The organism is Sphingopyxis sp. A083 (assembly GCF_001468495.1).
Classification (GTDB): Bacteria; Pseudomonadota; Alphaproteobacteria; order Sphingomonadales; family Sphingomonadaceae; genus Sphingopyxis; species Sphingopyxis terrae.
Window position 1 is genome coordinate 118,228 of the sequence record NZ_LNSK01000003.1, and the last position, 25,358, is coordinate 143,585.

A 25,358-nucleotide genomic window follows, 5' to 3' on the forward strand; every position below is an offset into this window, starting at 1 on the left:
TTCCGGTGACCGCCTGCCGGCGCGCGGGAGACTGCAATGGACTATGAATACATCCTGGTTGAGCAACGCGGCCCAGCGCTTTGGGTGACCCTCAACCGGCCGGCAGCGTTGAACAGTCTGTCGTTGGCTTTGGCCGAGGAACTCGCCGCAGCGATCGAGGCAGCGGAAGCAGATGCGACGGTGCGCGCTTGCATTCTTACCGGCGCCGGACGGGCGTTTTGCGCTGGCGCGGATCTGCTCGCAATTGGCGATGGAACAGGCGGACAAACTCTCGCCGAACGCTTAAATCTGTTTCTGCCGCCGCTCGGTCAGGCTTTTAACAGGATCGAGACGTCGCGCCTTCCGATAATTGCGGCGGTCAACGGCCTTACGCTCGCCGGCGGCTTGGAACTGGTGTTGTGCTGTGATCTCGTCATTGCCGCGCACCCGGCCAGATTTGGCGACGCCCATGCAAATTACGGCCTGTTGCCCGGCGGTGGAGGGTCGGTTCGACTCCCTAGGAAGATCGGCGAAGCGCGTGCGAAACATCTGATGATGACCGGCGGGACCATCTCGGCTGCCGAGATGAAGGAAGCCGGACTCGTGACCCAACTGGTTGCTCCCGAGGATCTCATTGCGGCAGCGCAAGCGCTGGTAGAATCTCTTGCAGAAAAGAGCCGGCCAGGGCTCGCCTACATGAAGCAGCTAGTCCGCGCTGCGCAGGATAGCTCGCTCGAAGTCGGGCTGCGTCAGGAACTCGAAACCATGGCTGCTTACGCCTTGTCCAACGACATTGTCGAAGGACTGGCGGCATTCCGGGAGAAGCGGAAGCCCGATTTTTCCGACCGGTGAGACCTGATCGGATGCGGAACACATTGGAAGAATGGATCAACGAATGACCGACATATTCGTCATGGGGGTTGGGATGACCCCGTTCGGAAAACAGTTCGACAAGAGCCTGAAAATGCTCTGCGCCGAAGCTTCGTCGCAGGCCTTTTCCGACGCAGGATGCACCGCCGGCGATGTCGAAGCCATCTTCTTCGGCAATTGCGTCCAGGGGCATATGGAGGGCCAGGACATGATCCGCGGCGAAATCGTGGCGCGAGCGATGGGCATCTCAAGCGTTCCCGTGGTGAATGTCGAAAACGCATGTGCGACGGCTTCCACGGCCTTGCACATGGCCGCCGCCTATGTTCGATCGGGGGCAGCGGATGTCGTACTCGCGCTCGGCGCGGAGAAGATGTACTCGCCCGACAAGGCGCTCATGTTCAGTGCATTCGATGGCGCTTGGGACGTGCATGAAACCGAGTCGGGCCGCGCGCAGCTGCTGGCCATGGGCAATGGCGTCGATGTTCCGGAAGGAACGACATCGAGTCAGCCTTACAGCGTTTTCATGGATGTATACGCCGCGATGGCACGCGCGCACATGAAGACCTACGGCTCGACGCAAGCGCAAATCGCGGCCGTCTCGGCGAAAAATCACATGCATTCGACGCGCAATCTGCTTGCCCAGTATCGCCTCCCATATACCGTCGAAAGTGTACTCGCTGCGCCTCCGATCGTTTACCCGTTCACACTGCCGATGTGCTCCCCGATCAGCGACGGCGCCGCCGCTGCGATCATCTGCAGCGAAGCCGGTCGGCGCAAACTGTCGGCAGCCCCGGACAGGGCGCTAAGAATCCTGGCGTCTGTGCTGCAAACCGGCGCCGCGCGCGATCCCTTTGATTATGACCACCATGTCAGCCGCCTTGCGGCGAACCGGGCCTATGCGATGGCCGGCGTGGGGCCAGAAGATATTGGCGTCGCGGAGGTGCATGACGCCACGGCGGTTGGCGAGATCATTGAAATCGAGGCGCTCGGCCTGACGCCGCCTGGCGAGGGCGGACTCGCGGCAGAGCGCGGTGAGACGGCGCTGGGTGGGCGTATTCCGGTAAACACGTCGGGCGGGCTTGAATGCAAGGGACATCCGATCGGCGCCACCGGGCTCGGCCAAATCTACGAGCTTGCGCTGCAATTGCGCGGCGAGGCGGAAGATCGACAGGTTCCGAATGCCCGGTTCGCGATCGCGCAGAACGGCGGAGGTGTCATCGGGGTGGAAGAGGCGGTGGTCGCCGTCACGATCCTGGGCCGGTAGTTGTCAGAGCGCGCCTAGGGAAACACGGGGTCACGATATGAACTTTGAGCTGTCCGATGAACAACGCATGGCGGTGGAAACCGTCCGCCGCTTTCTCGACAACAAGCTTGAGCCGGAAATCCGCCGGCATGGGGAGCGATTCATCCCCAAACCGCTCATGAAGGAATGGACTCAAGCACTGACCGGCTATGGCCATATTACCGCACCGCATCAGGAGCAATGGGGCGGGCTTGATATGGGATGGCTCACTCATCTGCTCATTTTCGAGGAGATCGCCTATTCCTCGCTCGATGTGGCCATACCCGGCTTCATCAACGCGGTTGGCGCAGAACTCATCCGCCGCTTCGCCCCGGAGACGATCAAGCAACGCTATCTTGCCGACCTCGTCGCGGCCGAGAAGTTCGTTTCGCTCGGCATCTCGGAGCCCGATGTCGGCTCGGACGTCGCCGCCATCAAGACACGCGCCGTACGAGACGGCGATTTCTGGGTCATCAATGGCGAAAAGACCTGGATCACCAACGGAGCCTACTCGGACATCTTCATCTGTACGTGCAAGACTGGCGAAAATGAAGTCACTCACATCCTGGTCGATCGTGACGAGAGTGAGTATGAGGTGCGCGATATCCAGAAGATGGCGCTCAACGGCCAATCGACTGCACAGATATTCCTGTCCGATTGCCGCGTACCGGTGGCAAACACGATCGGCCGGGTCGGCGATGGATTGCGCAATACGTTGCAAGTGTTCGAGATTGCCCGCTGCCATATGGCGATGTGGAGTATCGGCATCGCACGGCGAGCAATGGATGAGGCGATCGCGTACGCTCGCGATCGCGCGCAGCATGGCAAGAAGATCGCCGGCCATCAGCTGATCGCCGACAAGATCGCCATCATGGCGACCAAGATCGACGCAGCCCGTCTGTTGACGCACCGGGCAATATCCCTCGTCCAGGCGGGCACGCGCGCAGAGACGGAATGCTCGATGGCCAAGTGGTACGCCACCGAAATGGCGATCGAAGCGACGCGCGATGCGCTTCAGATCCATGGCGGCAACGGCGTCACCCGCGAATTCATCGTTGAGCGGCTGGTGCGTGAGGCGATCATTTGCCCCATCCCCGATGGCACGACGGAGATTCAAAAGCTTGTTGTTTCGCGCGCCCTGACCGGCATTCAAGCCTTTCGGTAAGGCTCAGACGAAAACGACAGCGTCGACGGAAATGGAGCCGCGTGCCTGACTCGCACAGGATCAAATGCGCAGATGCGTCGCTCAGGTAAAAGAGGCAGACAAGCGATGGACGAAGAGCTTCGTTTCGATGGCAGGGTAGTGGTTGTGACCGGAGCCGGAGGCGGACTTGGGCGCCAGTACGCGCTGATGTTTGGCGGGCGCGGAGCCAAGGTGGTGGTGAATGATCTGGGTGGCGACGAGAAAGGGAGCGGCAGCTGCTCCACAGCCGCTGACAATGTGGTCGACGAAATTCGAGCCACGGGCGGTCAGGCGGTGGCAAATTATGCGTCGGTCGAGGAGGGCGCGCTGATCATCCAAGCCGCGGTTGACAACTTCGGAACCGTTGACGTCGTCATCAACAATGCCGGCATCCTGCGCGATGTGAGCTTCCACAAAATGACCGACGAAGACTGGACACTGCTTCAGCGGGTCCATCTGAATGGGACGCGGGCAGTGACGCAGGCAGCATGGCCGATACTGCGCGACAAGGGCTATGGCCGCATCGTCATGACCACGTCTGCAGCCGCAATCTACGGCAACTTCGGTCAGGCCAACTATGCCGCAGCCAAGCTCGGAATATTGGGGCTTGCGAACGCGCTGGCGGAGGAGGGGCGGTCCAGAAACATCCAGGTTAATACGATCGCCCCAATCGCCGCATCGCGTATGACCGCGACTGCCTTTCCACAAGAGTTTCTCGCCAATCTCAGAGCGGAAGCGATCAGTCCATTGGTCGGTTGGCTTGCGCACGAGAATTGCAGCGAAACCAAAGGGCTTTTTGAAGTTGGAGCCGGCTATATCGCCAAGCTTAGGTGGGAGCGCGCGCTTGGGCACGCCTTCGGAGCGGACAGGGCGTTCACGCTCGATGATGTCGCCCGGCACTGGGGTAGAATTGTCGACTTCACGGATGCCGAGCACCCGCTCGGGCTGAATGACAGCCTTGAGGCGGTAGAACGGGCGCTGAGAGCGTAATCAACCCGATGAATTACCATGATATTTTTGAGCGGCCGTCGGGCTGCCGATGGCGTCGTGCTGCCGCCAGATATCGATGAGCAGCAGGAATAGTTCTGCAGCGAATTGAATTGGACGACGGCCCTCAAATGCCGCCAAACGGCATGAACTACACAATATCTCCTGGGAAGAGAGGATCAGCCATGAGAGGATGTCTATTGGCTTCTGCCGCGTTGTTGTGCTCGGGAACAGCATTTGCCCAGGAAGCACGCCCCAGGCGAACGACCAAACCGGGAGCGCCACGGAAGCGCTGGCTGAGGACATTGTCGTTACCGCCACCAAAAAGGGCTATGGCGAAAGCGTGCAGAAAGTACCGATGGCGGTCACGGCTTTTGGTGAAGCGCAGCTGGATGCCAAGTTCGTCCAGAATCTTCAAAGTCTGAGCTACGACGTTCCCAACGTCCAGCTCGAGGATGTGGGTACGGCACCGGGCTATGCCAATTTCACTATCCGGGGCCTCGGCATCAACAGCACGATCCCATCGATCGACCCCACCGTAGGCGTTTTCACTGACGGTATTTACCTCGGCATCAACGCTGGTGTCGTGCTGGACAACTTCGACCTTGAGGGGATCGAAGTTCTGCGTGGACCGCAAGGCTTGCTTTTCGGTCGCAACGTTACCGGCGGTGCCGTGGTTGTGCGGACCACGCGGCCCAGCTTCGATTTTGGAGCCAAAGCCAAGCTATCCATTGAAACGGGACTGAAAAAGACCGTAAGCGGCACGGTTACCGGACCTATCGTCGATGACGTTTTGGCTGCCAAATTGGCCGTCTACTACAGCGACGACAATGGCTGGTTTCGCAACCGCTTCGACAATCGCAGCTTCGGTAAATCACATGACCTTATCATTCGCCCGGCACTTTCGCTCAAGGGTGGCGACCGCTTCCGAATGGATCTCCGCTATGAGCATGGCGATGTCGAAAGCGATGGAGCCCCTGTCCAGAGTCACGCGCTGTTTCCCCGCGACAGCTTCAGGTTTTCGATCAATTTCCCAGGTTTCTATGATGCCAAATGGGACCAGGCGATCGTGGAAACCAACATCGATGTCGGTCTGGGCGAAGGCGTCTTCACCAACATCGCTGGCTATCGGAAATTCCGATCCTCCGCGGGCGCTGATATCGATGGAACACCACAGTCCTTCTTTCATGCCTTTTTCGAAATCGACCAGGATCAACTCAGCGACGAACTTCGTTATGCCGGAAGGTTCGGTGACGTCGAATTGACAACCGGTCTATACTATTTTTCCCAGGATCTTCGTTACGCCGAGCTGCGGAATCTTTTGGGCGGTGCTCGGATCGTTTCCGGTGGGGGTACGCAAGACCAGACAACATGGGGCATTTTTGCTTCGACCGACTGGCATTTCACCGATACGCTGACCTTGAATCTCGGCGCGCGGTATAGTTGGGAACGCAAAGCCGTTCGGGTCTCGGCCTTACGCGCAAATGGTTGCAATCTAGACACGCTGATCTGTGCAACCAATTTCGCCGACGCGGCAAAATGGCGAGGGTTTACGCCGAAAATCGGCCTTCAGTGGAAGCCGGATGACGACACGCAGATTTATGGCCTTTACACGCGCGGGTTCCGCAGCGGCGGATATAATTTGCGCAACACCGATCCCGCTGTGCCGCCGGGGCCATTCAATCAAGAGACCCAGGACAGTTTCGAACTCGGCGCCAAGAAGCAATTCGGGCGCCACCGGATCAACCTGGCGGCCTTCTACAATCGCATGAAGGACCTGCAGCGCGAGATCAACCTGCCCGGACCGCTTGGCGTCAGCCAGGTCATACGGAACACCGCCGACGCCACAATCAAAGGCGTCGAGGCCGAGGGGCAGTTTTTTCTTTTGTCCAACCTCGTGATTTCGGGTCAGCTCGGCTACGTGAATGGCCAGTATCGCAACGTCCAGTTCGACCTCAGCGGTGATGGCGTCATCAACGATGTGGATCGTGCGCTCAAATTGCCAAGGCTGTCGCCATGGACCTATGGCGTGGGGCTGACTTATGATCAGCAGCTTGGCGAATTGGGGACAGCAACGGCGCGTGTCAGCTTCACGCATCGCGACAAGGCGGCATTCACCGACAACAACGTCGGCTTCCTTCAGGGCGCCGATATGCTCGATGCGAGCCTCACATTGGCGACCGACAACAAGCACTGGCGCTTCTCCATCTATGGCCGAAACCTCCTGAATGAGGTGACGATTGGCGGCGATACACCTTTGCCGGCGGCCTTCGGGGGCACGGGTGCAAGCCTTTCACCGCTAAACAGGGGGCGCGTCATCGGCGGAGAAGTGGCGATTAGCTTCTAGGCCATTTTCGAGGCGAGTGGAATCACCCGCCAACTCGGAAAATGCCCAAGATCAATTTGCTAGAGCATTTCCTGCCGGAAAGCCGGTTCCCACTTCTGCGCGAAATGCTCTAGCTGATCGCGACGGATGCAGCGGATTTCCGATCGCACCCCGCCCCCTTGCCGTTAATCCGATGATGCGGTGCGCCATGCCTGACGAACAAGGCTGACGAGCGCACGGCCAGCCGGTTTTACCTGCCAGCGGCTACGCACAGCATAACAAAGCGTCAATGGATCGAATAAACCGATTCCCTCCAAGGCCACGAAATTGGCGCGAAACCATGAGTTCTCGGTGAACTGTTTTGCAACCATCCCGATAGCATCGGATGTGGCAACGATCCGTCGAACCAATTGAAAATAGTCTGTCATGTGGATCCAGTCAGCGGGACGCTTACCGCTTTTTTCGTACATCTGCTGAATGATCGATGTGTAGGGTTCGGAAGATGAGGGCACTACGAATTCGAACTGGACCAGCGGCTCCTTGCTGGTCGGGTTTATCCCCAGAATGGGATGATTGTTCCGCACAAAAGGCAGTATTTCGATCGAGGCGACCCGCTCGCACTTGAATTCCGGCCAGCGTGCAAAGGCCGCTTCAAGTCCAAAGGCGACATCGATATCGCCGCGCGACAGGAGTCGCACGCCCCTTTCGCTGTTGCCCGAAACGACTTCGACGCGCACTGCCGGATGGCGCCGCAGCAAAGAAACCAGAGGTTGGGTGAGCAACCAGTCGATTGACCCTGGGAACAGTCCGATTCGAAGCGGGCCCGCATAGGCGTCGGCGCGGCGGGCTGTATCTCCGAGTAGTTCAGCTGCGTCGGCAAGCAAGCGCGCTGCGCGATCAATAAATTCGCGTCCCTCCTCTGTCGGCATCGCGCCCCGTGAGGTCCGATGGAAAAGGGAATAGCCAAGATGCCGTTCGAGTTCAGCGACACTCTTGGTCACCGCCGACTGCGTGACACCAACCGCATCCGCTGCCCTGGAGAAGGAACGAAGCTGACCAACCGCGACGGCATGCTTGAGGCGAGAATCGAGCATGGACATGCCCCACAGGAATAATTGCTCCAGAGAATGAATTAGGCGAATCAAGGTCATTTTGCCAATCTTACTTTCGACACTGCCGCCCAGCACGACTGCAACCCGTCTCGAAATCTGGAGCGGCGAAACGGCCTGGATCAAAGCGCCAAGGTCTCAGACGCAGGTATGCCTGAATGACGAAAACTGGTCCGCTTGCAGGCCTCAAAATACTCGAAATTGCGGGCATCGGCCCGGCGCCGTTTTGCGGAATGCTGTTGGCCGACCTTGGCGCCGATGTCGTCGTCATTGAACGCGTAAGCCCTAACTCCGAAAATATCGATCTTGGCAGCGGCGCCATTGTGAACCGCGGGAAACGTGTAATTGCCTTGGATCTGAAGTCCCCCGAAGGCGTCGCGCATGTCCTGGATCTCGTCCAAAGGGGCGATGTACTGATCGAAGGCATGCGGCCTGGGGTGATGGAGAGGCTCGGCCTTGGTCCCGAGGTTTGCCTAGCGCGTAACCCCCGCCTTGTATTCGGTCGCATGACGGGTTGGGGGCAGCAGGGACCTCTCGCCCAAGCGGCCGGCCATGACATCAACTATATCGCGCTGTCAGGAGCCCTTTGGTATGCTGGGCATCCCGGTGAACCGCCAATGGCGCCGCCAAGCCTGGTAGGCGATATTGGGGGTGGAGCGCTCTATTTGGCCATCGGCGTCCTCGCAGCGGCAATGCACGCGCGGGATACCGGGAATGGGCAAGTGGTTGACGCCGCGATCGTCGATGGGAGCGCTCACATGATGAACTTGCTCCTGAGCCTGAAGGCCGCCGGCCAGGTTGCCAGCATACGCGGCTGCAGCATCCTTGACGGCCCTCACTGGTACTCGACCTATCGGTGCGCCGACGGGAATTTCATCTCAGTCGGATCACTCGAGCCCAAGTTCTATGCGCTGCTTTGCAAAAAGCTGGGGTTGGCCGGCGATAGCAGTTTTGACGACGGCTATGATCGTGATGCCTGGCCCGAGCTCAAGCAGCGTTTTAGCGAGATATTCGCCATGCGGACACGGGAAGAATGGCGCACACTGCTGGAAGGCAGCGATGCCTGCTTTGCCCCCGTGCTTGATCCGGACGAAGCGGCGCGCCATCCTCATATGGCAGCGCGAGGCGTCTATCGGGAGATCGACAATATCCTCCAGGCAATGCCGGCGCCACGTTTTTCGGGCTCGTCACTACCGATCCCCGGACCGATCCCGCTGCATCATGAAGATCCGAGTACAATTCGGCGGGGCTGGAGCAAACCGGACCGCTGCGGGATTACCGCCAGAACCGACTGTTGCGAGTAGTCGGTTGGCATGGTGGGCGGCCAGCGGCCCGACACGAACGGTGATTTCATAACTATGAACCAATGCGACGCTCCGCTTCGCTGCGCTGCATTCAAATCAAAGGAGACAACGACACACAGGCACGTCAAACTATCCGATGATTCCTGTACGCCACGCCGGAACGGCGATTGCGGACGTGTCCACGGGACGTTGTTCGCATCGTGATTCGCTCGGCGCTTGAAATCAATGCTCGCCCCGGATGTGACGACGCCGATGGGATTTCCACTGCGGCGTCCACGGCCAATGTCCTGGCGTGAGGGCTTCGGTCATCGACCGATTCGACCGTCCGAATGCGGTCTTTTGGCGCGCCTGAGAATCCGCATCAGAGTTGAGTGCGCGTTGTTCGGGAATCTCATTTAAATATTTGTAAAAACGTAATAATATAGATAATAACTCCAACCTGTATCCAGTGTGGAGTAATGGTCGCAGGGCGTGAACTTACGCCCTTATGGATGCGTCGAAGTCCTTCAGTTTGAATCTCAGGAAATTGCGGCTTGCGATGCGCATCACGCAAGAAGCGCTCGCCCATGATGCGGGCACGAGCAGCTCTTATCTGAGTGCGATCGAAAATGGCCGGTCGAGCCCGACGCTGAAAGCAATGGAGCGGCTCGCGAAGGCACTCGGCGTTAATGCCGTCTATCTCTTGTCCGGCCGGATATCGATCTCGATCGTTTCGGACGACGAACTGGAAATCGGCGCGATACTGGCGCGCCCGGCGGTGACGCTCCGGCGCCATCCGCACAAGCCGACGGGGCGGCCGAGCAAGACCAAGTAAATCATCGGGGGCTGCACGCGCGTGGGCTGGAACCACGCGCCCGATAGACGCGCCCGCAACGCGCGCGTCGAAAGGAGTGCCCCTCGGTGCCGTTTCGCGACCTCGATGCCTATATTAAGCAGGCCAGGCGCGCGAACAGTGATCGCGAGCTGTTCAGTTGCAGCGAGGCCGCCGCACGCCAGCTCGGCCTCCCATGGCTCGCGATCGTCCAGAGCATGGCCTTCTTTCAGCCCGGTGGGCGATATTTCCGCATGGACAATTTCCAGAGCTGGGGCGACGTTTTCGTCGCCGAAGGCTATTACCGCGACGATCCCGCCTTGCTCGCGGCGCGCTCGACAAGCCGGGCGTTCTGCTGGCACGAAATGGAGCGACTGCTGGGCGGCTTCACGCGGCGACAGGCGCGCATCGTGCGCGAAGCCGCGCGTCATGGCCTGCGCAACGGCCTCACCGTTCCGATTGGCGTCGCCGGCGAGCCGCCCGGATGCTGTACGTTCGCAACGCGCGACGGGCAATTGCCGCCATCGCATATCTGCCGGATCGCGACGCTGATGGCGAGCGAGGCGTTTACCGAGGCGCGGCGCTTGCACGGCTTTCCGGCGCGCCCGCTGAAATTACCCCATCTCAGCCCAAAGCGGCTCGAATGCTTTCGCTTGGCGGCGATGGGCAAGAGCGACGTCGAGATCGGGATCATGATGAACATCGCCCCGACGACAGTGCGCACCTACATGCGTGACCTGCGCGAACATTTCGGAATCTATTCCCGCGCGCAGCTCCCGGCGATCGCGCTCGCCTGCGGAATCGTCTGCATCGAGGAGATCGTCCCGCGGTTCTGAGCGGGATCGCCGCATCCTCAATATTGACGACTGTTTGAGCCCTTCATCTCTGCTCCCTTCGCGACTGTTCAATTTGAACGGGAGCTACTGCCATGATCCATATTGTCAAAGGGTGCTCGCTTATCCCGGACTGTTCGCAGCCTATAACGCGGGACCGGCACGCTATGCCGAGCACGTGCGGACCGGCCGCGCGCTGCCCGGTGAGACCCGCGCCTATCTCGCGAGCGTCGCCGGAGTGCCCGTCAATTCCCGGTCGGCTGTCACGGCCGCCAGTGCAACGCCGCGTACCGTCAATGCCATCTTCTTCGCGATCGGCGACCGGCCCCCTGCCGGCCGGAGCGAAGCCGGTGCGGCCACGCTGTTCGTCGCGCTGCGATCGACGTCGCCCGAGAAGAACGCGCCAGACCGCCCATAGTGCGAGCCGATCGGGGCTTCATGCCGAATCGTGTTTCTGCTATGTTCCGAGCCTATGGAGTTGGTCGTGATGTTGCTCGGTCTGATCCTGTCCGCCACCGGCATCGTCCTCTTCGCCTGGGCGATGTTCCGGCTCGCCGTCTTCGCACTCCCGGTCGGGCTCGGTGCGGCCGCATTTCTGTGGGCGGGGGGTGGCGAACTGGGGCCGTTGCTCGGTCTGCTTCTCGGCCTCGTCGTCGGCGTCGCGGTCTTGCTGATCGGACGCATGCTCATCGCGTCGCGGTTGCCCGTTCCGCTTCGCGGAGCGATCGCGCTTCTCTTCGCCGTGCCCGCCGGGATCGCCGGCGGCAGTGTCGTCTCCAGCCTGATGCAGCTCGGCGGTGCGGGGCCGACCGCGACCGGCATCGCCGCGGCGGTCGGCGCGATCATCATCGCCGGTGCCGCCATGATGAGCCTGTTGCCCGCGATGACCGCTTGCACCGGTTCGAACGGATCCCCGCTGCACGGTTGATCTGTTGGGGCCAGTGGGCCGAGTGCTCGCTCCTCGTGTCACCGCGCGCATGGCGACCACGACGAGAGTGCTTCAAGACGGCAGGGTCTGACCTGACGCATCCGGGTTTTCAGGCGCCTCGCGCCTGCGGCGCGACCGCCGCTCTATTCCGCTAGGCTCACATCCGTTCGCCAAGCTCCACCGGGCCACGCTTCGCGCGTCCCGGCCAAAGGTGACGATCGGACTGGCGGGATGCCGGAGCCTTGCTCCGGCCTGTCGTCGCCGCGCCTGACCGGCGCGGCGGCATTTTTCGTTGGGCCTTCCCCTCGTCGCGCGGGTGGGCGGCGCTCCCTTCTGGGCCCGGCCCGGCGTCCCGCAAGCCGGCCTTCGACTGCGCTCGGGTCCGGCTCCTCCATTGCATTTCGGCCCTGCGGGTGCGGACCGCCTCCTGGCCGCGCCCGGCAGGTCGCAATTCGCCGCCCACCCCCGCTCCGGGGGAGGCCCTGGGGTTTTTGGGGCGGCATTGGAGGATAGCCATGCACCAGACCGGCAGCCAACGCGCGCGCGCAGAGGGCAGCAAACGCCAGCCCCCGGCGGAGCGCGCCAATCTTTACGACGAGGTGACGGGCCGCATTGTTTCCGAACTTGAGGCGGGCCGCTTCCCTTGGGTCCAGCCTTGGGGCCGCCCCAATGGTCAAGGCTTCTCCGCCGCCCCCGGCCTCCCGCGCAACGGGCTCACCAGCCGCAATTACAGCGGCGTCAATGTCCTGATCCTGTGGGGAGCAGTGATCGAGAACGGCTATCCGTCGCAATCGTGGCTGACCTTCCGCCAAGCCTTGGAGGCGGGCGGCAATGTCAGGAAAGGCGAGCGCGGGACAAGGGTTGTCTATGCCGACCGCTTCACCCCCGAAGCCGAGAAGGAACGCGCGCGCCAGACCGGCGGCGAAGCCCGCGCGGTGCCGTTCCTCAAACGCTTCACCGTGTTCAACGTCGCACAGTGCGAAGGCTTGCGCCCCGGCCTTGCCACCGACCCCGCACCGCTTCCCGAACGCCAAGTCGTGCCGATCGCCGAAGCGGTCATTGCGGCATCGGGCGTCGATTTCCGCATCGGTGGGGACAAGGCCTACTATGTCCCGAGCGCCGACTATGTGCAGGTGCCCCCGCAACCGGCCTTCCACGAACAGATCAATTTCTACCGGACGGCGCTGCACGAACTCTGTCATGCCAGCGGCCACCCGTCGCGCCTCAATCGCAATCTGCGCAATGCGTTCGGCAGCAAGGACTATGCGCGCGAAGAATTGATCGCCGAGATGGGATCGGCCTTCCTTTGCGCCGCGCTCGGCATCGTGCCGACCGTTCGTCACGCCGATTATCTGGCATCATGGCTCGACGTGCTGCGCGAGGACAATCGCGCGATCTTTCGCGCGGCCAGTCAGGCGAGCAAGGCCGCCGATTGGCTGCTTGCCCGCTACGCCGAGACGCAGGACGAAGGGAGGGAAGCGGCATGATTACGCTCCCCCATGCGATCCTTTCGGCGCTGCGCGCGAATGCGCGCGCCAGCCGCCTCCACGAGCAGCGCGACGAACGGTTCGACCCGTTCCCGGTGGTCAAATTCTTCAATCCGGTCGGCGCGGCGACGTGGATCGCCACCGAGCTTTACGACGATGGAGACACGCTGTTCGGCCTCGCCGACTTGGGGTTCGGATGCCCGGAAATGGGCGTGTTCTCGCTTACCGAGATTGCGGGCGTCCGCTTGCCCTTCGGCCTGTTCATCGAGCGCGACGAGCATTTCGAGCCGCTGGCCCCGCTTTCGCTATGGTCCGATACCGCGCGGCGCATGGGTGCAATCGTTCTGGCCGAAGCCGAACTTCGCCGCATCACCGATAGCCGGAACGGCAACGAGCTTCCGCCGCCTCTTGATGATCGAGGGGCCGGATGACGCGCGGCGCGTTTCGCCGCATTGAGTGCCGGTCCCGCCCATCCAGCAAGACAAACGGGACCGGCGCTCCAGAAGGAGCAGACCAATGAAACTCGACTTTATCGACCATAGCAAGCTGGTTCCGTCCAAGGTGAACATGCGGCACGGACCCAAGCCCCCGGACGTGGGCGACATTCTGCCCTCGATCCGCAAGCGCGGTGTCATCGTGCCGCTGATCGTGCGCCCGCAGGCGGGCAACGATAATGGCGTCCACGAAATCGTCGCCGGGCGGCGGCGCTGGACGGCGAACGCCATCGCGCTTGTCGAGGGCATCGACCACGGCCCGCTTCCCGTCGCCATCCTCGACGCCGGGGACGACGCCGACGCCATCGAGGCATCGCTTCTCGAGAACACCCGGCTCGATCCCGACGAGGTGACGCGATGGGAAACCTTCGCACGGCTGGTCAAGGAGGGCCGCGACATTGCGGATATCTCCGCGACGTTCGGCATTCCCGAGCTTGGCGTGAAGCGTATCCTAGCGCTCGGCAACCTGCTTCCGCGCATCCGCGATCTTTACCGCAAGGAGAAGATCAACGCGGCGACCGTCCGGCATCTGACGCTGGCGAGCAAGCAGCAGCAGAAGGCATGGCTGGCGCTCTACGACGATGACGACGCCTATTGCCCGACCGGCCAGCAATTGAAGGCATGGCTGTTCGGCGGGCAGTCGATCAAGGTCGAACATGCCCTGTTCGACGTCGATGCGAGCGGCCTTGCGATCGTCGCCGATCTGTTCGGCGAAGACCGCTATTTTGCAGATGCCGACGCGTTCTGGACCGCGCAGAACGCCGTAATCGACGCGCGCAAGGAGGACTATCTGGATGCCGGATGGTTCGACGTGGTGATCGTCCCGCCCGGCGAATATTTCTACCGCTATGAGTTCGCCAAGGCACCCAAGCGCAAGGGCGGGCGCGTGTATATAGATGTGCGCGAAAGCGGCGAGGTCGAGGTCCACGAAGGCTATGTGACGAGCAAGGAGGCCAAGCGGCTCGAACGCGGCGAGGCAATCGAAACCGGCCCCAAAGTGCCGCGCCCCGAAGTGACGAGCACGATGCAGACCTATATCAACCTGCACCGTCATGCCGCTGTCCGCGCCTCGCTGACCCGTCATCCCAAGGTCGCGCTGCGCTTGATGGTCGCCCATGTCATCGTCGGGTCGCCACTGTGGACGGTCAAGCCCGAGCCGCAGACCGCGCGCAACGACGATGTGCGCGAAAGCGTCGAAACTTGCCGCGCGGAAACCGACTTCGACGCGAAGCGCCGCGCCGTATTGGACCTTCTCGGCTTCTCGCCCGAGGAACCGACCGTCACAGGCGGCAACGGCGACGACTTCGGACTGGTCGGCGTGTTCCTGCGCTTGCTCGACGTGCCCGACCGCGCCGTAATGGACGTGATCGTCATCGTCATGGGCGAAACGCTCGCCAGCGGCAGCGCCGCCATCGAGGCGGTCGGCGGCGAGATCGGCGTCGATATGGCCCGCTACTGGCAGGCCGACGACGCCTTTTTCGAGTGTGTCCGCGACAAGGAGGTGCTGACCCGCATCGTCGCCGAGGTGGCGGGCGAACCTGTCGCCGCCGCCAATGCGAAGGAACCGGGCAAGGTCTTGAAGCGCATCGTCCGCGACCATCTGGAGGGTGCGAACGGGCGGCCCAAGGTCGAGGGTTGGGTGCCGAAATGGATGGCGTTCCCGCCCGCTACCTATACGGCGCGCGGCGGCGTCGGCACCGTCGCGGCTCATGCCAAGGTGCTCGCGGCGCGCCCCGACCGCGAGCCGGAACCGACCGGCCCCGGCGCGGTGATTGCGCTTCCGGCCCCTGCCAAGGCCGAGCCGCAGGAACAGGCAGGCTGGCAATAAGGCGATGCGCTGTTGAAGGGGCAGGTTCGCGGGAGTGGTGCCGCATGGCGCCGCTCCCCTTTTTTGATCGGGAAGGCGGGAAGGCAAAGCGGGCGTCTGGGGCGGCAGGTGGCAGTCGGGCTCGATGGCAAGATAGAGGCAAAATCTCGCGATTTTGTAAGTGTTTGTCTGCACATCGTTTTTTGAAGGCTTTTGCGAGACTCGCCCTTTGAGTGCGAGACAGGGTTACCAGGAGTGGCGGTTTTCTGGGCTTTTCCGATCCCAATCGCGAGACTCCTTGCGCTCTGGCGAGGACGCGCCATTCTTATCGGCGGGGAGCGTCATTCCGGCATGGAAGGACGCCGCTATGCGCGATGATGAGTTCGAACCGCAGCTGGGCCGGATGCGCGGCCGGGGCAAGGAGCAGCGCTACCTGAGCCGCGTCGTGAAAGCGGCAAAGCGGGCCGGCATGAAAACGGGCAGGCGCGGCCGTTTCGACGGCAGCCGGATCGGGCGCGGCGCGAGTGTTGCGCGGGTGCTCAGATCGCGCGACCGATTGGGCGCGTTCCGGTCGCGCCGCGTGATCGTCAAGATACGGCCTGTCGGCCTTGGCGGGAAAGGCATGGGCGGTGCGAAGGCGCACCTTCGCTATATTCAGCGCGACGGCGTGACCCGTGAGGGCGAGGCTGGTGCGCTCTACTCGCCCGACAGCGACGTCGCCGATGGCAAGGCGTTCCTCGAACGGTGTGACGGCGACCGCCGCCAGTTCCGGTTCATCGTGTCGGCCGAGGACGCCGACCAGTATCCCGACTTGAAGCCGTTCGTGCGCCGGCTGATGACGCAGATGGAGCAGGATCTTGGGACAAAGCTCGATTGGGTGGCGGTCGACCATTTCAATACCGGCCATCCGCACACGCATATCGTGGTGCGCGGCGTAAACGATCGGGGTGAGAATCTGCTGATCGCGCGCGAGTATATCTCGCACGGGAGCCGGCAGCGGGCGATCGAGATCGTCAACCTCGACCTGGGGCCGCGCACCGACCTTGAAATCGAAGAGCGGCTTCGCAGCGATACGGGTGCCGAGCGGCTGACCGCGATCGACAGACGGCTGATCCGCGACATGGATACCGCGCGGCTGGTCAGCGCGAGCGATGGCGATCCCTTCCAGCAATCGCTTCGCGTCGGTCGCCTGCAGAAACTCGGGCGCATGGGACTCGCCTCGCATGTCGGCAACGGCACCTGGCGGCTTGAGCCCGACCTTGCGAACACACTGCGCCAGATCGGCGAGCGCGGCGACATCATCCGCACCATGCAGCGCGAGCTGACCGCGCGGAAGCTCGATCGTGCTGCGGTCGATCGCGTCATCTACGACCCGGTCGCGAAGGAGGCGACGCCGATCATCGGCCGCGTCGTGATGCGCGGGCTCGCCGACGAACATGAAGACCGTCATTATCTGCTGGTCGACGGCATCGACGGGCGCACCCATTATGCCGAGATCGGCAAGGGCGAGCTGGTCGACACGATCCCCGAAAATGCCATCGTCCGGATCGCGCCACGCGAGGGCGGCATTCGCGCCGTCGATCGGACGATCGACGAGATCGCGGCGGCGAACGGCGGGCGCTATTCGATCGACGCCCATCTGAAGCACGATCCGACCGCCAGCGAACGCTTCGCCGAAACGCATGTCCGGCGGCTTGAAGCGATGCGAAAAATCTCGGGCGTCGTCGAGCGCGAGCCCGACGGAAGCTGGATCATCGCGCCGGACCATCTCGCCAGGGTCGAGAGGTTCGAAGCCATGCAGTTCCGCGACCACCCCGTTGCCATTGAAACCCTGTCGGCGATCCCGCTCGACAAATTACCGGGAACCGATGCCGCGACCTGGCTCGATCGCGAGCTGGTCGCCGAAGCGCCGGTGCCAGTGCGCGATGCTGGGTTCGGGCACGAGGTTCGTTCAGCGCAGGCGATGCGACGGCAATGGCTGATCACCGAACAGCTTGCAGACGAACAGGATGGGCAGACGGTCTATCGGCGAGGGATGCTCGCCGCGCTCCAGCGGCGAGAATTGCTGCGTGTCGCCCGCCAGCTCTCCGACAAGTTAGGCGTTCCGTTCGCCGAGGCCAGAGAGGGGGAGGCTGTTCAAGGCAGGCTCGTGCGCGCAGTCGAGATGACGAGTGGTCGCCATGCGCTCATCGAACGGTCGCGCGATTTCACGCTGGTGCCGTGGCGCTCTGTTCTCGATCGCCATGTCGGTAAATCGGTCTCGGGCATCATGCGCGACGGCGGGATCAACTGGACACTCGGGCGGCAGCGCAGCGGGCCGAGCGTCTCCTGATCCGGAGGATTCGGGCTTTCTATTTTCATGAAATTATGTTTTCATGGATTCATGAAAAATATCGCAGCGCAAACCGATGTCGGCGACGAGCATCTTCAGGTGCAGATTCCTGCCGTTACGAAACGCGATCTCGGTCAACGGTCGCTCGATTCCCGCGAGCCGATCCGGATGATCGTACTGCGGGCACTTGAAGCCTATGGCGTGAGCGTCCCCGCAGACGCGATATCGGATCGCCGGAAGGGCAGGCGATGAGCGAGGATTTCGAAGCTCTCACTGTTGCGGATTATGCGAAGCAGGCCGCGCGGACTGATCAACGCAGCGGTGGCCGCGCACTGGGCTTCTCGATGCTTGGCCTTTTCGGCGAAGTCGGCAGCTTGCTCAGTGAGGCCAAGAAAAAGCAGCGCGACGATGCCTCCTACCTGGGTTACGCTCACGCCGTCGCGGAAGAGCTTGGTGACGTCCTTTGGTATCTGGCGGCGATCGCACGGCGCAGCCGCATGGCGCTCAGCGACATCGCTGCCGCCGCGGCGACAAACGGCGGACAATGGCAGACGGGCGGCAACGAAACGCTCAGTTTCCATGCGCTGCAGCCGCAGCACATTCCGCTTGCCAAGGCACCGATGCCGCAGTTCGAGCATAGCCTGCTCGCGCTGGCAGGCGACGTTGGGCTGCTCATCAACGATTTCCAGGCGGGCGGTCTTGCGAAGGACCGCGAAGCACTCGCGGGCCGGCTGGTCGCGGTCATGCGCCGGTTGATCCAGGCGGCAAACGAATCCGGTGTTACCATCGAGGCTGCCGCCGTGAAGAATCTTCACAAGATCTTCGATCGCTGGCCGCGCGAGCGCATCTATCCGGCGCCGACCGATGCGGCGCTCGACCCAGAAGAGCAATTGCCGCGGCGGATGGCGATCGACGTCTATGAACGCACCGTTCGCGGGCAGACATTCGTGTATCAACGCTCAAGCGGTGTGTATGTCGGCGACCGGCTCACCGACAACGCGCTCGAACCCGACGACTATCGTTTCCACGATGTCTTTCACTACGCTTATGTCGCGGTGCTTGGCTGGTCGCCAGTGCTGCGTGCGCTGCTCCGTCTCAAGCGCAAGAGCGATCCGAAACTCGACGACGCCGAAGACGGTGCTCGGGCGATTCTCATCGAAGAGGGCATAACTTCCTGGATTTTCGGACAAGCGCAGCAACTCCGGTACTTTGAAAACGTGAAGCGCGGTGGCCTTCCGCTGGACATGCTGAAGCATGTCCGCCAGTTCGTCGCCGGCTACGAATCAGAACGCTGTCCGCTGTGGCTTTGGGAGGAAGCGATCCTCCAGGGCTATACGGCTTTCCGCTTCCTTCAGGAGCATCGGCGCGGCCGCGTCCTGATCGACTTCGCCAATCGCCGCCTGCGTATCAAGGAATTGCCGTCATGACCCCGAAATCCTTTGTGTCCACCCTGGCGGCGACCGAACTTCCCTCAGTGTTCAATCCCTGGCGCGATCGCTGCACGGTCCATGACCGCAGCGACGCCGCCGCCCGGCGCCGCGACAATCTCGAAATGCTGCTCACCGCGGCGCTTGATCATCGCGTCGAAACGATCTGGATCGCGCGTGATCTCGGCTATCGCGGGGGGCGGCGTACGGGCGTACCGCTGACCGACGAAATTCACCTCGGACATGCCGGCACGCTGATGGGCGGCATCGCATTTGAACGTGCGACGCAGGGACCCGCCGTGGCGGAGCGCACCGCGGCGATCGTCTGGCGTGTGCTAGAGCGGATCGGTCAGCCTGTCATGCTCTGGAACGTTTTCCCGTTCCATCCCCATGAAGCGGATGATCCGATGTCGAACCGATGCCACACGCGAAGCGAGCGCGAGGCGACCTGGCCGATATTGCAAGCCCTCGTGTCAATGATCCGGCCCCGCCAGATCGTCGCGATCGGGCGCGACGCTCACCTGGCGCTGGACGGTCTCGACATTCCGACCACCGCGGTCCGCCATCCGAGCTACGGCGGGCAGCGCGAGTTCATCGAGGGCATGTTCAGCCTGTACGGTGTCGCGGATGACAACGATGAGCCGCTAGAACTGCCGTTGGGCGCGCCTCACGCCGCAGCACGGAGATGTGCGCTCGCCTGATCGCAGCGTTCAAAGAGTTGCTTAAGATCGCCGCGGTTCCAGTTGGCGGTGTCGACCGTGGCGTTGGTCGAGACGATCGTGAGCGGACCCAGCGCGACCCCGCCTTCCTTGGCGATGAATTCGAGCAGACGGCCGAGGCCGATCAGATTGCCGAGCAGTTTTTCGATATAGTAGTGATTGCGGTAGAGCGCGGTCATGCCGAGGCGACGATCGTCGCCCTTGCCGATCAGCTTGAGACTGGCAAAGCTCAGGCACTGACCGCCGTAGGGCGAGTCATTCACGTCGCGGGCGGGGTCGAAGATCAGCAGTTCGAATTTGTTGAGCGCTCGGACGTTCGGGTTGCGCAGGCGCTCGACGATGCCCCAGATTTGATTGATTGGCTGGCCGTCGGCGCGGGGCAATTCCATCATCCGTTCGAAATAATAGCCCGACCAAGCGCCCGACCTCCGGACCTTCGGCAGCACGTTGTCGCGAAACCGGTCGAAGAATTGCGGCGCGCCGTAGCGCCTGTACAGCGCTGCCGGAAAAATCGTGTTGGCGACCGTCTCGATGGGCTTCTTGCCATGGCCCGAAAGGAAGGCATCGACTTCCGCCACGACGGGATCGGCGAGTGTTGCGCGCGCAGTCGGCTCGGCCACGGAGATGACGACATTCTGCGCCTGGTGTCCGGTGGCGAGGTCGACGAGCCGGACCGCCTCGCGCCAGCCAGCAACGCAGTCAGGCTGCGGCGGTATGGGAAGATACATCGACTTCCTCCGTCAAATTTGCCGTGGCGAAAAGGCGCGGCGCTAGAAAGCGCTCAGTAAGCCAGGCGTGGCCTTCCAAGCCCCAACCTGGTCCCCAGCTGTTGCGGATGAGAATGGCCGGGGTGCCGTCCACGGTTCCATGCCCGACCGCGACGACCGCGTGCCGTTGCGCTGGCTCGGGGAGTTCGTCGTTCGCCGGATCGACGACGCCATCACCGCGCGGCTGGAAGAAAGACCGTGACAGCATCGTCAGCATGAGCACCGGCGTGTCACGATCCAGCGCGGCAAGGATGGATGACAGGTCGGTTCCATCCCTCTGTCCGTTGCGGCCATAGAGCGGGCCAACGGTCGCCGGCGGCGTCCACAGTCGATGATCGGCTGGAACCGCTGCCAGATACGGCCAGCCTTTCTCGTCGGGTTGGCCATCGAGCCGTAGCGCGTCCAGCATTGTGGATAGCAGTGCGCCGCTCGTCGGCGGTCTGCCCGCCCGTTTCTGCGCGGCATAAAAGGCGAATTCACACGACAGCGGTGCCCAGCCGTCGCGAAGCCCGGCGTGGGTGTCGCTCGCGGCGAATGCGAGGCATGTCGGCCGCGCGCCTTGATCGCGCGCAGGCCCGAACAGCGGCCGAAGGTCACGGACGATATCGATCATGGGGCGTCAGGCGGCCTCGAGCAGGTGCCGCCGTTCGGCGCGCGACAGGCCCGTCTGTTCCGGGCCGGTGAGGTCGAAATCGAGCGTCAGGCTGGTGAGGGCCGGCGCAGGCTGCCACGGCCGCCGCTCGTCGAGCGACATGCGGCCGCGCCGCGGCGCATCGGGCGCCGCGGTGACACGGCGGACAACGGGACCACCGATGCCATCGCCGTCGATTGCCTCACGCTCGTCTCGAACGACGGCGAAGCCGCTGGCGATCAGTTGGTCGAGATCCCAGAGATACCCACCGCCGCTATGTTCTTCGAGCTGCAGCACGAAAAGATCATTGCGACTGCCATCGATCCGCGAGCCGGCATCGCGCTCGGTCAGCAGCCAGACGTCGCCGCGATAGTTGTCGGGCCGATAGTCCTTGAGGAGATCGACCTTCAGGCTGCGCGGCTGCGTCCGGAGCAGGTCGGTCATCACCGATGGCGAAATCAGATTGTAGCGAACCAGGGTGCGGCACGTCGCCTCATAGCTGGCGCCGATCCGCAGCGAGAGCTGATAGACGACATTGGGGCGCCGGAAATGATCGATCTGCCATCCTTGTCGCGCGCTGTGCGCGAGCACCAGCCATTTCGGCATCATGAAGGCGATCGCAAAGGCGTCGGCTTCGGTTTCCTCGAAGTTGTTTCCCGGTTCGGGCGACATCGGCATCCGGCGCAGGATGCTCTCATCGTCGAGGCTCGGCTCGTGTCGCATCGAAAAATGCCCGAGTTCGTGCGCGGCCGTGAAGCGCTGGATGCTCATCGGTCGTTCCGTCGTGACGAGAACGCCAGGAGCAGGTGCGCTGAGATAGGCGCCGAGCAGGCCTTTCAGAGGACGAAGCAGCAAGGGTAGACCCACGGCATGGATCGCGCCGAAGACATCGACGCTGCCGCCTTGGGTCTCGATCAGTGCGCGCGTATCGAGTTCGCGATGCAGGCGGCCCGCTGCCATCGTACCAGCGCGAACCGCGCTCGCATAATCCGACGCCATCGATCAGCTCCGTTCGCCGCCAGACCGCGAGCGGAGATATTCGGCAAACCGGCTCAGCTCGGCCCGGTCCTCAGTCGACAAGGCCGCAACGCGTCGCGCCAGATGGGCGACATCGGCGGGAAGGCTCGCGGAGGCCTCGTCTTCGCCGGTAAAATAGGCCACCGACTGGCGGTAAAGACGGGCAAGCCGCGTCAGTTCGATCGCTTCAACGCGGCGCTGGCCATTCTCGATATCGGTAAGCGCGGTCCGGGGAATCTTGAGATAGGCAGCAACTTCTTCCTGCTTGAGGCCGAGATATTTCCGTGCTTCGCGCAGACGGTCGCCCAAGCGCCGCCGCTCCTGCTCGTCGCCTTCCTGGCGGAGTGCGAGATTGGTCATGGCTTCGACCCTTTCTTCTTAACCCAGACGCGTTCGATCTTAGGGAGGAGGTCGTCAATCGCCTTCTCGATCGAATTGTAGCCGCCGGTGCGGACGATGCTGTCGCGAAGCTCGATGTCGAGGACCTGCTCCACCGCGCAAAGCGTGTCGACCACGGACAAGGAGTCGAGTGGCACGGGCGCCTGGATGATCTTCGGGTTTTCCGGAGGCAGGGCAATTCCGCGCACCTGTGCCTCAGCCCTGGCCACTTGCAGCAGTTCGTCGACCAACGCCCTAATGGCGTCGGCTTTGGGAAACGCGGTTGCCGCGGGCTGCGGAGGAGCGATTGTCGCCATGCATGCCTCGCACGATTTCACTACATTAAATGCGATATAATGTCTGATAATCCGACACGCAAGCCCGAATTTGCAGCTCGGATTTTTGCAGGGTGTAGCGGGTCATCGGCGGTGCGGTGTGGTGGTCAGTGCCACCTCGAGGGACAACGACAGGGCAGAATCATCAACTCGGGTCATAGCTCGATCAAAAGAACAGAGCTGGAATATTGAGTCAGTCGCCGACGAGTGATCTCCTTCGGTCACCCACCAGCCCCCAGCGGCTCCGTTCATTTCGGGCGGCCCATAGCCGAGTCTTGAAGCCGCGCCCCGACCGCATCCGGCGGTATGGGCGGGAGCTTCAACGTGACCCCGACCAAATTGCTCATCGGCCAGATCCTTGTCGTGTTCGCAATCGTGATCGCGGGCCTCTGGGCGGCGACCCAATGGGCGGCGGCGATGCTCGCCTACCAGCCCGAACTTGGTCCGGCCTGGTTCATGGCTGGAAGCACGCCGGTCTATCGTCCCTGGGCGCTCTTCCCCTGGTGGTATCACTACGATGCCTATGCGCCGCATGTTTTCGACAAGGCCGGCGCGCTCGCCGGCGCGAGCGGTTTCATCGGCTGCGGCGCGGCGATCGCAGGCTCGCTCTGGCGCGCGCGGCAGTCGCGTCACGTCACCACCTATGGTTCGGCGCGCTGGGCCAGGCCGAACGAGATCGAGCGGGCCGGCCTTTACGGTGATGCCGGCGTATTCCTGGGCCGCTCGCGCGGCCGCTATCTCCGGCATGACGGCCCCGAACATATCATGGCGTTCGCGCCAACCCGTTCGGGCAAGGGCGTCGGGCTGGTCATACCGACACTGCTTGGCTGGACCGGCAGCGCCGTGGTTCACGACATCAAGGGCGAGAACTGGCAGCTCACCGCCGGCTGGCGCGCGCGCTTCTCCCACGTCCTGCTGTTCAATCCGACCGATCCCGCTTCCGCCAAATACAACCCGCTGCTGGAGGTCCGGCGCGGCGAGCATGAGGTCCGCGACGTCCAGAACATCGCCGACATCCTGGTCGATCCCGAAGGCGCGCTCGAACGGCGCAACCACTGGGAGAAAACCTCCCATTCGCTCCTGGTCGGCGCGATCCTCCACGTCCTTTATGCGGAGGAAGAAAAGACGCTCGCACGGGTAGCCACATTCCTGTCGGACCCGCAGCGGCCGTTCACCGCCACGCTCCGGCGGATGATGACCACCAATCACCTCGGCACGAAGGATGCGCCGCAGATCCATCCCGTCGTCGCCTCGGCGGCGCGCGAGGTGCTCAACAAGAGCGAGAACGAGCGCAGCGGCGTCCTCTCCACCGCAATGTCGTTTCTCGGGCTCTATCGCGACCCGACCGTCGCCGCGGTGACATCGCGCTGCGACTGGCGGATCGCCGATCTCGTCGAGGCCGGCCATCCGGTCTCGCTCTACCTTGTCATCCCGCCATCGGACATCAGCCGCACCAAGCCGCTGGTGCGGTTGGTGCTCAACCAGATCGGCCGCCGCCTCACCGAAAAGCTCGATGCCGATCCCGCCAGGGCGGGCAAGCACAAGCTCCTGATGATGCTCGACGAGTTCCCGGCATTGGGGCGGCTCGACTTCTTCGAGACCAGTCTTGCCTTTCTCGCGGGCTATGGAGTGCGCGCCTTCCTGATCGCGCAGTCCTTGAACCAGATCGAGAAGGCTTATGGCGAGCACAACTCGATCCTCGACAACTGCCATGTCCGCGTCGCGTTTGCGACCAACGACGAGCGCACGGCGCGGCGGATTTCGGACGCGCTCGGCATCGCCACCGAACAGCGCGCGATGCGCAACTATGCCGGCCACCGGCTCGCGCCCTGGCTGGCGCACGTCATGGTCAGCCGGCAGGAGACCGCCCGGCCACTCCTGACCACCGGCGAGGTGATGCAGCTCCCGCCCAAGGATGAGCTTGTCCTTGTCTCCGGCATGGCCCCGATCCGCGCGAGGAAGCTGCGCTATTACGAGGACCGCAATTTCCGCGAGCGGATCGCACCGCCGCCGCAGCCCGCGCCCGGAGACTATCCCGACCGGCCGCAGGCACGCCCCAACGACTGGAGCGGACTGGTCCGCGCGCCCGATACCCGGCTCGGCAAGCCCGATGACGATGCGAAGGCGGATGAGGACGGCGGCTTGCAACAGCAGCGCCACCCCGGCCTCGGCGAAGAACCCGCCAAAAAACCCGAGCCGCCAAAGCAGCTCGACCTGCTCGGCCTGGACAGCGACGACACCGACACGATCGCCGACAAGCACGCGATGGACCGCGCCGGCGCCACCGGCACGCTGATCCGCGCTCACGCGATCAATCAGGGTCGCAGCGCCGACATGCTGCCGGACTTCTGA

At 62.7% G+C, this 25,358-nt stretch carries 24 protein-coding genes; 18 read left to right on the forward strand and 6 right to left on the reverse strand.

What is annotated here, in order from left to right; genetic code table 11:
• Positions 1–36: 36 nt before the first annotated feature.
• The 5 genes from ATE59_RS07905 to ATE59_RS07925 all read left to right on the forward strand — a co-directional run bounded on the left by ATE59_RS07905 (position 37) and on the right by ATE59_RS07925 (position 6,648).
• Positions 37–831 (forward strand): enoyl-CoA hydratase/isomerase family protein, encoded by a 795-nt coding sequence (locus ATE59_RS07905; RefSeq protein ID WP_011415062.1) that lies wholly within the window; start codon positions 37–39, stop codon positions 829–831.
• 43 nt (positions 832–874) lie between these two features.
• Positions 875–2,113 (forward strand): thiolase family protein, encoded by a 1,239-nt coding sequence (locus tag ATE59_RS07910; RefSeq protein ID WP_011415063.1) that lies wholly within the window; start codon positions 875–877, stop codon positions 2,111–2,113.
• Positions 2,114–2,150: 37 nt separating this feature from the next.
• The gene (locus ATE59_RS07915; RefSeq protein ID WP_017499968.1) at positions 2,151–3,296 is read left to right on the forward strand and encodes an acyl-CoA dehydrogenase family protein; all 1,146 of its coding nucleotides are present in this window, start codon (positions 2,151–2,153) and stop codon (positions 3,294–3,296) included.
• 105 nt (positions 3,297–3,401) lie between these two features.
• Positions 3,402–4,304: an SDR family oxidoreductase gene (locus tag ATE59_RS07920; protein ID WP_011415065.1), complete on the forward strand. Its 903-nt coding sequence runs from the start codon at positions 3,402–3,404 to the stop codon at positions 4,302–4,304.
• Between the two features lie 190 nt (positions 4,305–4,494).
• Positions 4,495–6,648, forward strand: coding sequence for a TonB-dependent receptor (locus ATE59_RS07925; protein WP_231737209.1), 2,154 nt, complete (start codon positions 4,495–4,497; stop codon positions 6,646–6,648).
• Positions 6,649–6,812: 164 nt separating this feature from the next.
• On the opposite strand, the gene ATE59_RS07930 is transcribed toward ATE59_RS07925, so the two are convergent.
• Positions 6,813–7,814: a LysR family transcriptional regulator gene (locus ATE59_RS07930; protein ID WP_017499965.1), complete on the reverse strand. Its 1,002-nt coding sequence runs from the start codon at positions 7,812–7,814 to the stop codon at positions 6,813–6,815.
• Between the two features lie 80 nt (positions 7,815–7,894).
• Between ATE59_RS07930 and ATE59_RS07935 the strand changes: the two genes are divergently transcribed.
• The 12 genes from ATE59_RS07935 to ATE59_RS07990 all read left to right on the forward strand — a co-directional run bounded on the left by ATE59_RS07935 (position 7,895) and on the right by ATE59_RS07990 (position 19,860).
• Positions 7,895–9,040, forward strand: coding sequence for a CaiB/BaiF CoA transferase family protein (locus ATE59_RS07935; RefSeq protein ID WP_026108913.1), 1,146 nt, complete (start codon positions 7,895–7,897; stop codon positions 9,038–9,040).
• A gap of 487 nt (positions 9,041–9,527) precedes the next feature.
• Positions 9,528–9,854: a helix-turn-helix domain-containing protein gene (locus ATE59_RS17530; protein WP_017499963.1), complete on the forward strand. Its 327-nt coding sequence runs from the start codon at positions 9,528–9,530 to the stop codon at positions 9,852–9,854.
• Between the two features lie 86 nt (positions 9,855–9,940).
• A complete protein-coding gene (locus ATE59_RS07945; protein WP_017499962.1) occupies positions 9,941–10,687 on the forward strand; it encodes a LuxR family transcriptional regulator in 747 nt (248 codons plus the stop codon).
• A 112-nt stretch (positions 10,688–10,799) separates the two neighbouring features.
• Positions 10,800–11,102, forward strand: a complete 303-nt coding sequence (locus ATE59_RS07950) for a hypothetical protein (protein WP_443029277.1) — start codon at positions 10,800–10,802, stop codon at positions 11,100–11,102.
• Between the two features lie 66 nt (positions 11,103–11,168).
• Positions 11,169–11,612, forward strand: coding sequence for a hypothetical protein (locus ATE59_RS07955; RefSeq protein WP_136175471.1), 444 nt, complete (start codon positions 11,169–11,171; stop codon positions 11,610–11,612).
• Between the two features lie 515 nt (positions 11,613–12,127).
• Positions 12,128–13,099, forward strand: a complete 972-nt coding sequence (locus ATE59_RS07960) for an ArdC family protein (protein WP_017499955.1) — start codon at positions 12,128–12,130, stop codon at positions 13,097–13,099.
• Positions 13,096–13,530 (forward strand): DUF2958 domain-containing protein, encoded by a 435-nt coding sequence (locus ATE59_RS07965; RefSeq protein WP_017499954.1) that lies wholly within the window; start codon positions 13,096–13,098, stop codon positions 13,528–13,530. Before ATE59_RS07960 ends, ATE59_RS07965 begins: the two co-directional genes overlap by 4 nt.
• Positions 13,531–13,615: 85 nt before the next feature.
• Positions 13,616–15,421, forward strand: coding sequence for a ParB/RepB/Spo0J family partition protein (locus ATE59_RS07970; protein ID WP_058811982.1), 1,806 nt, complete (start codon positions 13,616–13,618; stop codon positions 15,419–15,421).
• A 346-nt stretch (positions 15,422–15,767) separates the two neighbouring features.
• Complete coding sequence (gene rlxS, locus ATE59_RS07975; protein ID WP_017499947.1) at positions 15,768–17,732, forward strand: relaxase/mobilization nuclease RlxS; 1,965 nt, start codon at positions 15,768–15,770, stop codon at positions 17,730–17,732.
• Positions 17,733–17,783: 51 nt separating this feature from the next.
• A complete protein-coding gene (locus ATE59_RS07980) occupies positions 17,784–17,984 on the forward strand; it encodes a hypothetical protein (RefSeq protein WP_017499946.1) in 201 nt (66 codons plus the stop codon).
• Positions 17,981–19,159, forward strand: a complete 1,179-nt coding sequence (locus ATE59_RS07985) for a nucleoside triphosphate pyrophosphohydrolase family protein (RefSeq protein ID WP_017499945.1) — start codon at positions 17,981–17,983, stop codon at positions 19,157–19,159. The genes ATE59_RS07980 and ATE59_RS07985 overlap by 4 nt, the downstream gene beginning before the upstream one ends.
• Positions 19,156–19,860, forward strand: a complete 705-nt coding sequence (locus tag ATE59_RS07990) for a uracil-DNA glycosylase (RefSeq protein WP_017499944.1) — start codon at positions 19,156–19,158, stop codon at positions 19,858–19,860. Before ATE59_RS07985 ends, ATE59_RS07990 begins: the two co-directional genes overlap by 4 nt.
• On the opposite strand, the gene ATE59_RS07995 is transcribed toward ATE59_RS07990, so the two are convergent.
• Genes ATE59_RS07995 through ATE59_RS08015 form a run of 5 tightly spaced genes read right to left on the reverse strand, consistent with a single transcriptional unit; the run spans position 19,827 to position 22,988 of the window.
• Positions 19,827–20,606 (reverse strand): hypothetical protein, encoded by a 780-nt coding sequence (locus ATE59_RS07995; RefSeq protein WP_017499943.1) that lies wholly within the window; start codon positions 20,604–20,606, stop codon positions 19,827–19,829. The genes ATE59_RS07990 and ATE59_RS07995 overlap by 34 nt on opposite strands.
• On the reverse strand, positions 20,578–21,258 hold the full coding sequence (locus tag ATE59_RS08000; protein WP_017499942.1) for a C1 family peptidase: 681 nt from the start codon (positions 21,256–21,258) through the stop codon (positions 20,578–20,580). Before ATE59_RS08000 ends, ATE59_RS07995 begins: the two co-directional genes overlap by 29 nt.
• A 6-nt stretch (positions 21,259–21,264) precedes the next feature.
• A complete protein-coding gene (locus ATE59_RS08005; RefSeq protein ID WP_017499941.1) occupies positions 21,265–22,275 on the reverse strand; it encodes an ImmA/IrrE family metallo-endopeptidase in 1,011 nt (336 codons plus the stop codon).
• A 3-nt stretch (positions 22,276–22,278) separates the two neighbouring features.
• Complete coding sequence (locus ATE59_RS08010) at positions 22,279–22,653, reverse strand: helix-turn-helix domain-containing protein (protein WP_017499940.1); 375 nt, start codon at positions 22,651–22,653, stop codon at positions 22,279–22,281.
• Entirely contained in the window at positions 22,650–22,988 is a 339-nt protein-coding gene (locus ATE59_RS08015) for a hypothetical protein (protein WP_017499939.1), read from the reverse strand. The genes ATE59_RS08010 and ATE59_RS08015 overlap by 4 nt, the downstream gene beginning before the upstream one ends.
• 342 nt (positions 22,989–23,330) lie before the next feature.
• On the opposite strand from ATE59_RS08015, the gene ATE59_RS08020 reads away from it, so the two are divergent.
• Complete coding sequence (locus tag ATE59_RS08020) at positions 23,331–25,358, forward strand: conjugal transfer protein TraG (protein ID WP_038292469.1); 2,028 nt, start codon at positions 23,331–23,333, stop codon at positions 25,356–25,358.